Annotated in this window: 9 protein-coding genes; 4 read left to right on the plus strand and 5 right to left on the minus strand. The window is 28.1% G+C overall.

Annotation, left to right across the window (positions count from 1 at the left end):
• The 3 genes from frr to L8X28_RS04700 all read right to left on the minus strand — a co-directional run bounded on the left by frr (position 1) and on the right by L8X28_RS04700 (position 1,721).
• On the minus strand, positions 1–558 hold the full coding sequence (gene frr / locus L8X28_RS04690; RefSeq protein ID WP_263665674.1) for a ribosome recycling factor: 558 nt from the start codon (positions 556–558) through the stop codon (positions 1–3).
• Between the two features lie 14 nt (positions 559–572).
• A complete protein-coding gene (gene secG, locus L8X28_RS04695; protein ID WP_133319019.1) occupies positions 573–917 on the minus strand; it encodes a preprotein translocase subunit SecG in 345 nt (114 codons plus the stop codon).
• Between the two features lie 102 nt (positions 918–1,019).
• Positions 1,020–1,721, minus strand: a complete 702-nt coding sequence (locus L8X28_RS04700; RefSeq protein ID WP_039629164.1) for a Bax inhibitor-1/YccA family protein — start codon at positions 1,719–1,721, stop codon at positions 1,020–1,022.
• A gap of 160 nt (positions 1,722–1,881) precedes the next feature.
• On the opposite strand from L8X28_RS04700, the gene L8X28_RS04705 reads away from it, so the two are divergent.
• On the plus strand, positions 1,882–2,520 hold the full coding sequence (locus L8X28_RS04705) for a carbonic anhydrase (protein WP_133319017.1): 639 nt from the start codon (positions 1,882–1,884) through the stop codon (positions 2,518–2,520).
• Positions 2,517–4,388 (plus strand): mechanosensitive ion channel family protein, encoded by a 1,872-nt coding sequence (locus L8X28_RS04710; protein ID WP_133319016.1) that lies wholly within the window; start codon positions 2,517–2,519, stop codon positions 4,386–4,388. Before L8X28_RS04705 ends, L8X28_RS04710 begins: the two co-directional genes overlap by 4 nt.
• Here the strand turns inward: L8X28_RS04710 and L8X28_RS04715 are convergent.
• Together L8X28_RS04715 and L8X28_RS04720 are read right to left on the minus strand one after the other, a co-directional pair.
• Entirely contained in the window at positions 4,385–4,699 is a 315-nt protein-coding gene (locus L8X28_RS04715; protein WP_133319015.1) for a hypothetical protein, read from the minus strand. The two genes, L8X28_RS04710 and L8X28_RS04715, sit on opposite strands and share 4 nt — an antisense overlap.
• A 31-nt stretch (positions 4,700–4,730) precedes the next feature.
• A complete protein-coding gene (locus tag L8X28_RS04720) occupies positions 4,731–5,093 on the minus strand; it encodes a hypothetical protein (protein WP_133319014.1) in 363 nt (120 codons plus the stop codon).
• Positions 5,094–5,194: 101 nt separating this feature from the next.
• Between L8X28_RS04720 and L8X28_RS04725 the strand changes: the two genes are divergently transcribed.
• Both L8X28_RS04725 and pbpC read left to right on the plus strand, forming a co-directional pair.
• Positions 5,195–10,480 carry an Ig-like domain-containing alpha-2-macroglobulin family protein gene (locus L8X28_RS04725; protein WP_263665675.1) on the plus strand — a complete coding sequence of 1,762 codons (5,286 nt, stop codon included), beginning with the start codon at positions 5,195–5,197 and terminating at the stop codon, positions 10,478–10,480.
• A complete protein-coding gene (pbpC, locus tag L8X28_RS04730; protein WP_263665676.1) occupies positions 10,477–12,681 on the plus strand; it encodes a penicillin-binding protein 1C in 2,205 nt (734 codons plus the stop codon). Before L8X28_RS04725 ends, pbpC begins: the two co-directional genes overlap by 4 nt.
• Positions 12,682–12,697: the final 16 nt, after the last annotated feature.

The raw sequence follows: 12,697 nt of genomic DNA on the forward strand, positions 1-12,697 counted from the left end.
TTAAACCTTTAAAAGTTCCGCTTCTTTGTTTTTAACTAACTCATCTACTTTTGCTGTATAATTATCGGTTTGTTTTTGTATTTCATCATAAGCTTTTTTAGCTTCATCTTCTGAGATCGCTTTATCTTTTTCTAGTTTTTTTACTGCATCATTTGCATCTTTTCTAATATTTCTAATAGCAACTTTAGCCTTTTCACCCATAGCTTTAGCATTTTTAGCATTTTCTTCTCTTTGTTCTCTTGTCATAGGAGGAAAAAATAATTTAACACTTTCACCATCATTATTTGGATTTACTCCAATGTTTGCCGCAGCTATAGCACTTTCTATAGATTTTAGCATTGATTTTTCCCAAGGAGTAATGCTAATAGTTGAAGCATCAGTTGCTAAAACTGTTGCTACTTGATTTAATGGAGTTGCACTACCATAATAATCTACATGAATATGATCAAGTATATTTATATTTACTTTGCCAGTTCTTATGGTAGTAAAATCTTTTTTTAAGGCCTCTAAGCTTTTGTCTGATTGTTGTTTTTGCTTGGTATAAATTTCATTTAGCATGGTATTTCCTTTTTTTATTTGCTAGTATTACTTTCGCTAATTGGAGCACTTGGTGCAACTGGAATGCTAGTTGTGTTTGTTTCAGGTGCCTTTGGTAAAATTTGTTCTGCTTTTTCAGCAAGTGAGTTAGAATTAGCATTATTATACATATAACTTAGAGCAATTGTATTAGCGATAAGTAAAACACCCATCACAAAAGTAAATTTAGCTAAAAACCCTGCAGGACCCTTTGCTCCAAACAAGCTTTCATTACTTCCGCTATATGCTCCAAGTCCTATGCTTGAGCTTTTTTGTAATAAAACAGCAATACAAATAATCACAACAATTGCAAATTGCAAAATAATTAAAAGAGTAGTCATGAATTTTCCTTATTGAAAATAAAATGAGTATTTTAACTTAAAAAGTTTGATAAAAACTTGAAAGAGGTAAAGAAAATTTGCGAGAATTTTTCTCGCAAATTTTTATCTGCTATTAAAGCTTCTTAAAATATTAAGAAGAGAGATGAAAAGATTGATAAAATCAAGATAAAGCGCAACTGCACCTTCGATTGGTGTTTCATAATTTCCTCTAATGATGTTTTGAGTATCATAAAGAATGTAAAAAGAAAATAAAATTGCACCAATACCAGAAATTGCTAAGCTTAAAAGTGAACTTTGAAAAAAGATATTAATTAAAGAAGCTACTACGATAACAATTAAAGCTATAAAAAGCATTTTTCCCATCATAGTAAAATCTCTTTTTGTATTCATAGCAAAAACGCTTAAAGCACCAAAAGCCACTGTTGTTAAAGCAAAAGCTTGAGCGATAATGCTAGCTCCTGCAGGAAGTGCTAAAACAGAATATAAAAGTGGTGTTAAAGTAAGTCCTGAAACAAAAGTAAAGGCAAAAAGTAAAACTAAATTAAGCGGAGCTTCTCTTTTTTTCCATTGTAATGCAAATAACAAGCCAATTTCTACGATAAATAAAATCCAAAAAGTTGCTTGAGATTGTGCAAATAAATGTGCTAAGGCAAAAATTCCTATGTAAGCACCTGCTGTTGCAGCTAATAATGAAGCAGCAAAAAGCTGATAAGTTTGTTTTATAAAAATGCTCAAATCACTTCTAGCATAACCTTCAAATTCTTGAGTTTTAGAGTTAGAATAATCTCTATCATAAAGACTCATTAAAATCCTCCAATAATTTTTAAAAATTAAAATTTACAAAAAAAAGATAAATAAAAGATTAAAATTGTATAAAAATATAACAAAAAATAAATTTATAGATTTATTTTAAGTAAAAATAATTTAGTATAATTCTTTATTAAAATGCAAAAAAGGACTTTTTTTGAAAGACTTGATCGAGGGTGCTTTAAAATTTATGCAAGAAGATTTTAAAGAGCATGCAGAACTTTTTGAAAGTTTAAAAAATAAACAAAATCCCCACACGCTTTTTATAGGATGTGCTGATTCAAGAGTTATACCAAATTTAATTACTAATACAGGTCCAGGAGAGCTTTTTGTTGTAAGAAATATAGGCAATATAGTTCCACCTTATAGAGTAGGAGATGATTTTTTGGCAACTACTTCAGCTATTGAGTATGCTTTTAGTTCTTTACATATAAAAAATATCATAGTTTGTGGACATAGTAATTGTGGTGGCTGTGCGGCTTTATATGCAAATGAAAATGAGCTAAAGAGTATGCCGAATGTGAGAAAATGGCTTACCTTGCTCGAGCCTATTAAAAATAAGGTTTTAAAAGTTGCAGGCAGTGATTTAGCCATGCGATCTTGGATGACTGAAAAAATGAACTTGGTTAATTCTTTGCAAAATTTATTAACCTATCCAGGTATAGAAGAAGCTTTAAATAAAAAAGAAATAGAACTTCATGCTTGGTATTACATCATAGAAACGGGTGAAATTTATGAGTATGATTTTAATTTTGAAAATTTTGTTTTAATACAAGAGAGGGTGAAAAAAGTATGAAAAAGATTGTTAATATTATTTTATTATTTTTATTTATCAGCACTTTGAATGCACAGGAAAAAAATGCTTTAGAGGATAAGAATAGTATTTTTGCTTTGGTACAAGATTATATAGAGCTTAATTTACTTTTGGAAAGTTTTAAAACCGGTGATACAAATAGCACCGAATTTCAAGATAATATCAAAGAAATAGAAAAACAAAAAACAGCTCTTTTAACTACTTTACCTTTAAAAATGGTATCTCAAAAGATTGATGATAAAGAAGCAAAAGATTTTTTAAAAACTAAGAATGCTTTACAAAAAAGTGTTGAAAATGCCCAAGCTAAAAAAAGATATTATGATTATGTGGATAATAAAATCAAACTTTTAAATTTAACCTCTGCAGAACATTTTTATCTTTGTATATTTGAATTGGAAAAAGTTTTTATAGAAGGCGCTCAAAGTCAAAAAATAAAAAAAATTATTGATGAAAGCATTGACTCATTAAAAGAAGATATAGTTTTTAATTTTGCTTTAGATAAAGAGAAAATTAATGATATTACTCAACTTAGAACTTTGGAGCTTAGTGAAAATAATTTAAGAAATACCATCAAGTCATATAATGAAATTTTGGTATATCTAAGAAATAATGCAAATTTGCTTGAAACTAATTTTTTATTTACGGGCTTGGGCTTGCAAAATGCCATTAATTATATTAATAAACAAACCTCTATTAGTAGTGTAAATGTTGGAAAAATAGTTATTTCTATTATTGTCATTGTTTTGTTTTATTCTTTGAAATTTTATCTTGCAAAAATTTTGTATTTTGTATTGATACATTTATTTGGAAAAAATTCAGAAAATGTAGAAATAAAAACTCACTTTTTAGAAAAGCTCCAAGGACCAGTGGGTTGGTTTTTGTTTGCTTATGCTATTGGAATTTGTTTTACTATTTTTTACTATCCTGCACCTGTAGATATAAGAATTAGTAATATTTTATCAATTGTTTATGTTATTTTAACTGCTTGGCTTGTGATAAATATTTTTGATAGTTATGGTATGGTAATTGTGGCAAAGCTTGCTGAAAAAAGTGGCAAACGCGAAGTGGTTAATTTAATTATTAAAATTTTATATTTTATTATTATAGTAATAGCTGTTTTATTTGTTTTATCACATTTAGGATTTAATATTTCAGCATTGATTGCATCTTTAGGTATTGGTGGTTTGGCTGTGGCATTGGCAGCTAAGGATATTATTGCAAATTTCTTTGCTTCTGTGCTTTTGCTTTTTGATAACAGCTTTAATCAAGGCGATTGGGTTGAAATTTCAGGTATAGAAGGAACTATAGTAGAAATTGGGCTTAGAAAAACTACTATTAGAACTTTTGATAATTCTTTGGTATTTTTACCAAATTCAACTATTATGGGAACTAATATAAAAAATTGGAGTAAAAGAAAAATAGGACGCCATGTAAAATTATTTATAGGTGTAACTTATGATGCAAGACCTGAACAACTTGAGCAATGTGTAGAAGATATAAGATATTTATTAGCTACTAGTCCTTTGATAGCTCAAGTTGATGATAGTGCGCTAAATCATGGTGGAACCCGCGCTAGATATAGACAAAATTTAGTTTCAGTGAATGATTTAGAAGGATATAAAAATAATACTTATGTGGCTGTGAGTGGCTTTAGCGCAAGTTCTATTGACATAGAAGTATATTTTTATACTAAAGCAGTTGATGCTGCAGGTTTTAGAGAAGCAAGACAAAGTATTTTGCTTGAATTAATGAAGATTGTCGAAAGAAATAAACTAAGTTTTGCATTTCCTTCACAAAGTCTTTATATAGAAAAAATCAATAAAGACGATAAAGAAGAGTTATTATCTTAATAAGCTCTTCTTTGATCATCACACTCTACTATAATTTTTTCAGCAATGATAATGCTTCCATTTTTACTGCCTTTAACTTTAACAAGACTTCCTTTTTTTAGATCTTGCACATTGGCTTGTTTTTTATTGCTACCAAAAATTCCGCAGTTATAAATATCTATATGTGTTTGGGGTAAAATGGTAATAATTAAGTTATTATCAAAACTTGTTTGAATACTTATTGTATGTGTAGTAGTGTTTTTTAAAATACCTTGAATTTTATAAGCAAATGCAAAAGTGCTAATGCAAATTAATATAAGAAAAAAACGCATTAAAATAACTCCTTTTTAGGAGTTATTTTGCTTAATAAGCTCTTTTTTTGCATTCTATTTTAATTTCTTTAGCGGTTATATTTTGAATTTGATTTGGCGTTTGTGGGTTTGGTGTTGTTTGAGCATAGCCATGAAAAACTTCAGCTTCTATAAAAGTTCCTACTTTTAAATCTCTAAAAGTGCCATATTTATCCATACCAAAAATACCGCAATCATCCATATCAATTTCTGTATTTGGTAGAATTTTTATATTCATTTTTTCTCCATAGGTAGTATCGATTAAAATAGTCTTTGCGCCATCATTTACATCTACTATCACACCATAAATTCCATCTGCATAAGCAAGACTTGAAAGACTTAAAGTTGTTAATAATGCAGCGATTTTCTTTTTCATTTTTTTCTCCTTTATTTTTATGTAAGAATTATATAATTTTTTGAGTGAAGCAAGAGTGAATTTAGATATAATTTGAAAAATTTACCAAAAAGAGGATACCCATGAAAGGATTTTTACATTATTTTTTTATTGTTTTGCTTGCAAGCTTGTTGTTTGCATGTTCTAAAAATGAAGATAAGAATTCTATTATAAGATCTTATGGTTTTAATGAAAATACGCATAGTATTTTTATAGAATTTAATACCAATATCATTACAGAAAACATAGGTGTTGTAAAAGAAAGAGAAATTGTTATTAATAATCAAAAAATAAAAGCAAAGTATGAACTTGAAACTTCCACAAGATTAAACATATACACTTCTTTAAAAGCAAATCAAAATTATGATATTTTTATAGACTTAAGTGATATTGTAGCTGATGAAAAAATACAATTAAAAGTAAAAACTCCTTTTGAAAAACTAGATGTCAAAGGATATTTTCAAAATATATCAAATGATGAGAGTGTGTTGATTTTAAATGTTCAAAGTTTTTATGCTTTTGATAAAGATGAGTTGTTAAAAGCTGTAAAAATTAATGCACAAGAAAAAGAAATTCAAATAGATAAAATTATCATCCAAGATGATATAGCAAGTGTGTATTCTAAGCCATTAAAAATTAAAAATACAAACACTAATATAAAAGTAGTTTTTGATAAAGAAATTTTAGGTTTAGAGAAAAATATAGATTTAGAATATATTTTACTTGCAAAGAACGAATTTGTATTTCAAAATGCAAATATAATCAATAAAAACATAGAATTACTTTTTTCTCAAAGTATTTCGCAAGATCAAAATTTAAAAGAGTTGATTTTTATTACACCCAAAGTAGATTTTAAAGCATTGGTATTTGGGAATAAAATCAAGCTCACAGGAAATTTTACTCCAAATAAAACTTATGAAATTCAACTTGCTCAAGGGATTAAAAGCGCTGATGGAATTAGTACAAAAGAAAGCTATAAAACTCAAGTGAGCTTAAAAGACTATGAGCCTGCTATAAGTTTTACAAATCAAGGGGTATTTTTATCTAGCAAAGCGAGTAAAAAAATAGCTTTTAAAAGTTTAAATATTAAAAAGATCCATTTAGAAGTTCATCAGGTATTTTCAAATAATTTAAGTGAATATTTAAGATATAAAAATCTTCAAGGTGCTAAAAATTTAAGTGATTATGATAGCGATATTTTTTCAGAGAGTGATTATACTAGTGAAGTAGTATTAAAAAAAGACTTTGATATTAAAAATATTAAAAATCAATGGCAAGAAAATGAGATAGTTTTAGATGGTTTAAAAGATTTAAGTGGTGTGTTTATAGTCAAACTTTATTTTAAAGAAGAAGATATTGATTATGTTTTTGATGAGAGTATGGAGAGTTGGAAAAAGCAAAGATTTTTTGATCAAAAAGCAAAGATTAGTAAAAATTTGATTTTCTCAGATATAGCTTTAATTGCTCAAAATTTAAATAAAAAACTTTTTGTCGATGTAAGAGATTTTACCACACAAAAGGCTTTAGGTGGGGTTAGGGTTGATATAATTAGCAAAAGCAATCAAATTTTAGCTTCTAAGACAAGCGATGATAATGGTTTGGCTGTTTTTGATGATATTGATGAGTCAAGAACTTTATTTATCATTGCTTCAAAAGATAAGCAAGCTTCTATTTTACGCTTAAGTTCGCCTTTATTATATGATGGTTTTGATGTAGATGGTTTAGAGCAAAATTCTCAAAACAAAGTGTTTATTTACACAGAAAGAGGGGTTTATAGACCAGGTGATGATATACATTTAACTATGGTTGCAAGAAATGATAAAGGAGCTGTTAATCACCCTATATTTTTGAGTTTTTTTGATCCACGCAATAAAAAGTTTTTAGATAAAATTAAACTTGATCCTTTGAGTAATGGAACTTTTTATAAAAAGATTTCACTTGATCAACAAGCTTTAAGCGGAGTGTATTTAGCTAGAGTAGAATTTGCAAATGCTATTTTTGATAAAGAAATTTTAGTGCAAAATATAGTGCCAAATCGTATAAAAGTATCTATACAAGCTCCAAAAAGTATAAAAGAAAATGAAAAATTAGATTTTAATATTAGCTCAAAATATCTTTTTGGAACACCAGCAAGTAATTTACAATATCAAGCTGATTTATTTGTAAGTAAAAAAGAATATAAAAATTCAAAATATCCAGAATATATTTTTTCAAATCCTAGTGTTTTAGTGCAAAAATATCAAGATAATTTAAAAGGTATTTTAGATGAAAGTGGCTTTGTAAAGCAAGAATTTGCTTTAAAAGATTTTTTTAAAAATACTCCATATAATCTTGAAGCTAACATAAGGGCTAGGGTTTTTGAAAAAGGTTCAAGATCGGTTGAAGCGCTTGTGAATTCACAAGTGATATTACATGAGTATTTTGTGGGTATTAAGCGTTTAAAAAATCACTATTTAAGCTCGGGTTCTACAATTAATTTTGAAGCTATTGTGAGTGATTTAGATGAGAATTTGATAGCAAATAGGGAGATTAAATATACTATTTATGCAAATGATTATTCTTGGTGGTGGGATTATGATAATTATGATGATTTTTTAAAATCACTCAAAAAAGATAAAAACACACAAATCATTACCCAAGGAACTATTTTAAGTAAGGATAAACCGGTTAAAATAGAATTTGATCCCAAAGAATACCATGGTGAAATGTTTATAGAGCTTGAAGATACACAAAGTAAAACAAGCACAGGAGAGTTTTTTTATATTAGTAGTTTTGGTGCGCCAAGTAATGCTGATATAGTGAGTTCTTTAAAAATAAAAAGCGATAAAAAAGAATACAAACCAAACGAAACAGCTTTTATTGAATTTGAAAGTGTTAAGGGTGCAAAAGCCATCGTTACTTTAAATGATAATGTAAAGGTTTTAAAACGCTTTGTGATAGATACGCATGAAGATATTACAAAGGTTGAAATTCCTATTCTTAAAGAATATAAGCCAAATGTGTATGTGAGTGTGATTTTGCTTCAAGATTATAATCAATACACTAACGATAGAGCCTTAAGACTTTTTGGTGTAGTGCCTTTGAATGTAGTAGATGAACAAAGTAAAATCGAGCTTGATTTAAAAGTACCGGATAAAATCATGCCAAAACAAGATTTTGAAGTAGAAATTCAAAGTAAAAACAAGCAAAGTTATACTTATACCATAGCTATTGTAGATGAGGGTTTGCTTGATGTGAATGCTTTTAAAAGCCCAGATATTTGGGGATATTTTTATCAAAAAATTCGCTTTAATATGAGCATATATGATACCTATGATAAAATCATTACTAAAAATATTTCTAATGCTTCCAAGGTATTAACTACAGGTGGTGATGTTTTCTTAGAAAGTAGAGCAAATAAAAGTAAAAATGATGAAAAAGCAAGGCGATTTAAACCTATTGTGTTGTTTCAAGAGCCAGTGCAAAGTGATGAAAATGGTTATGCAAAATTAAAATTTAATATGCCTTCGTATCTAGGTTCGGTTAGAGTTATGGTAGTGGCGAACAACTTAGCAGGTTTTGGCAGTGCTTCTAAAGATATCCAAGTTAGCGCACCTGCTGTAATGCTTGAAACTTTGCCAAGGGTTTTAAGACTTGATGATGAGTTTAAGCTTTTGGTGCAGGTATTTAAAGTAGATGATGATGTAAAAAATGCAAAACTTAAACTAAAAACAAAAAATTCACTCATAAATTTTGAAAAAGATGAAATTTTAATTGATTTTGGTAATGAAAAAACAAAAGATATTTATATTAACACAAGAGTAAATTCAAGCAAGTTTGGGGTGGAAGAAATAGAGTTAAGTTTAAATGCAAAAGATTACACCTATACTCAAAATACTCAAATTGACATAAAAGCACTAAATACGATTACTTATGAGGGAAAATCTTTTAAAATTCCTGCAAATACTTCTATGGAGTTTAAAATCACACAAGATTATATCAACCCAGTGGCGTTTTTAAGTGTGAGTTCTAAGCCTATTTTAAATATAAATCATAGATTAAAATACTTGCAAAATTATCCTTATGGATGTATAGAGCAAAGTACTTCAGCAGTTTTACCGCAACTCTTTTTGCAAAAACTTGATCAAGGGGCAAATGAACAAAAAAATATTAACAATATCAATGCATTGTTAAGTAAATACGCAAATTTTCAAACTGCCAATGGTGGCTTTGCTTATTGGCAAGGACTTAAAGATTCTGATGCATGGGGAAGTAATTATGCGGGTATGTTTATGATTTTAGCCAAAGAAAGAGGCTATTATGTGAGCGAGGGAATGTTTAAAGCATGGCTTGATTATCAAAAACACTATGTTTTAAAAGCTCAAACAAATAAAGAAATTAGAATAAATTCTTTATATCTTTTAGCTTTAGCCAAAGAGCCAAATTTAAGCATAATGAATGCTATTTATGAAGATAGTACTTATTTGCAAAGCTTAAACAATGTAAGTCTTTGGCAACTTAGTGCAGCTTATAAATTAGCAGGTTTTGATGAGGTAGCTTTAAATATAGCTAAAAATTTAAGCACAAAGCCTGATGAAAAAGCTAATTATACTCATACTTATGGATCTTTTCTAAGAGATGAAGCTATTATTGCAAATGCGTATAAAATAATTTATGGTAAAAATAATGATGAATTATTAGATGATATTAAAAAAACTTTAGAAAGCCAAGCTTGGCTTAGCACTCAAAGCACAGGCTATGCTTTATATGCTTTGGCAAATAGCTTTAGTGATGAAAATCCTAAAACTATCAATGCAAGTGTAAAAATTAATGGTGAGAGTAAAAAGCTCAATGCAAGTTTTTCTAAATTTGAGTTTAATCAAGGCAGCGCTTTGATAGAAGCTAAAGAAGATACTTATGTGCATTTTGGAGTAGAGGGAATTAAAAAAGGCATTGTCGAACCTTTTGCGCAGCGTATGTATATAGAAAGAAGTTTTTATGATGAAAATGGAAATGAAATAGATGAAAGTGCTATAAAAAGCTCTCAAATTTTTTATATGAAATTAAAAATATCAAATAAAAATTATCCGGGCACTTCTAATATAGCTTTAACTCAAATTTTACCAAGTGGATGGGAGATAGTACATGATCTTTTAGATGATGAAACTCCTGATTTTGTGAAAAATTCTTATTATGATTTTGTAGATATAAGAGATGATAAAATCATGTATTTCTTTCCTTTATACTCTGATGAGTCAAGAGAATTTTTTGTGAAATTAAGTGCTGTTACTCCAGGTGTTTATACTTTGAGTGGAGCTTATGCTGAAGCAATGTATGATAATGCTTATAGAGCTTTAAGTGAGAGTAAAAGAGTCAAAGTAGTGCAGTGAAAATCAAAATAAGCCTTGCAATATGCTTTTTAAGTCTATGTTTTTACATAGGCTTAATTTATTTTAGCTTTGATAGTAAGGATTTATTTAAATGCACTTATAGTAAGGTTTTGTTTGATAAAAATAAAGAAATTCTTAGTGTATTTTTAGATTCTAACGAACAATGGCATTTAGAGAGTGGGTTTATACCGCAAAAATTAAAAAGCGCAGTTCTTTTATATGAAGACAAAAATTTTTATTCTCATTATGGAGTAGATTTTTTAGCGCTTATAAGGGCTTTTAAAAATAATCTTTTTTCAAGCAAAAGAAGTGGTGCAAGTACAATTTCTATGCAAACAATCAAACTTCTAGAGCAAAACAAACGCACATATTTTAATAAATTTAATGAAATCATCAAAGCTTTTGCTTTAGAAAGCGTTTATGATAAGGAAGAAATTTTAAGACTTTATTTAAATAATGCTCCTTATGGAGGAAATTTAGTAGGTGTTGCAAGTGCGGGTTTATTTTATTTTGAAAAAGATTTAAAAGATCTTACTTGGAGTGAAGCAGCCTTGCTTGCTGTGCTTCCTAATAATCCAGGTTTAATTAATCTTGAAAAAAACAAAGATAGACTTTTAAAAAAACGCAATGCTTTGCTTGATAGGCTTTTTGAAAAGGGATATTTTTCTAAAGATATTTTAACTCTTGCAAAGGCTGAAAAACTTCCTAGCTTTAAAACAAGGAAAAACTTGGCTCCACATTTAGCGCGTAGGCTTTTAGCGGATAAAGAAAAAATCGTTTCTAGTATAGATAAAAAAATTCAAATTAAATTTGAAGAAAAAGCTAAAGAATATTCTTATAAACTACAACAAAAAGGCATAAAAAATCTAGCTATATTGTTAGCAGATACCAAAACAAATAAAGTTTTAGCTTATGTAGGCTCTAATGATTTTTATGATTTTGCAAGTTTTGGTCAAGTTGATGGGGTGATAGCAAAGCGTAGTGTGGGTTCAACCTTAAAACCTTTGCTTTTTGCTTTTGCCATAGATGAGGGACTTATAGTGCCTGAATCTTTAATGCTTGATGTGCCTACATTTTTTTCTAACTTTGCTCCACAAAATGCAAATAAAAAATACCATGGTTTTATTAGTGCAAAAGAATCTTTGCAAAAATCACTTAATGTTCCTTTTGTAAGCTTACTTGCAGAATATGGGTATGAGAAGTTTTTTTATAAGCTCAAAGATATTTTAGATTTTGAAGATGAAAATTTTAAAAAATACGGACTTTCTTTGATTTTGGGCACAAAAGAATTTAGTTTAGAAGATATGGTAAAAATCTATCTAGGACTTGGAAATTATGGAAATTTTAAAGAGCTTTTATATGAAGAAAATGCATTTACTAAAGAAAATAAAAAGCTTATTAGCGATGGAGCAAGCTTTTTAACCTTACAAACCTTAAAGGATTTAGATAGAGCAGGTTTAAGACAATATGATTTTAATACTATTATTTCTTGGAAAACAGGCACAAGTTATGGTAGAAAAGATGGCTGGGCTATAGGAACTTCTCCAAAATACACTTTAGGAGTGTGGGTTGGAAATTTTAATGGCGAGGCAAATGCAAATTTATATGGTGTAAGCATAGCAGGGGAATTGTTTTTTGAACTTTTAGCCTTACTTGAGAGAGTTAATTTAGAATTTGAAAAGCCTAATGATTTAGTTTCTATCAAAATTGAAAATCAAACAGGATATAGATATGATTATAAATTTGACTTTAAAGAAGTGCTTTACCCGCAAAGTGCAAATGTCTTAAGAACTTCACCATTTTTAAAAGAAGTTTTTATGTATAAAAATAAAGAAGTTAATTCTTTAGATGAAAATTTCATCCATGCAAAGAAAAAGATTATATTAAATTTACCTTCTAATGCACAAGCATTTTTTGCAAAAGAAAAGCAAAATTTACAAAGCTCTAATCAAAATTTAAAAATCATATATCCGCTAAATAATCTTAATATCATTTTGCCAAAAGATTTAAAAAGTAAGCAAAAATTGTTAATTAAACTTATAAACCCTAAAAAAGAAAAACTTTTTTGGTATTTAAATCAAGAATTGATTTTTGAAGGAAAAGAAGAAAGTTTATCTTTAGATTTAAAAAAAGGTAAATATGTTATTAATGTTATTAGTGAAAATGGTTCTAATGATTTTATAAAATTTAATATATTTTAATATTATAAAAATATTT

The organism is Campylobacter sp. CNRCH_2016_0050h (assembly GCF_025772605.1).
GTDB lineage: Bacteria > Campylobacterota > Campylobacteria > Campylobacterales > Campylobacteraceae > Campylobacter_D > Campylobacter_D lari_D.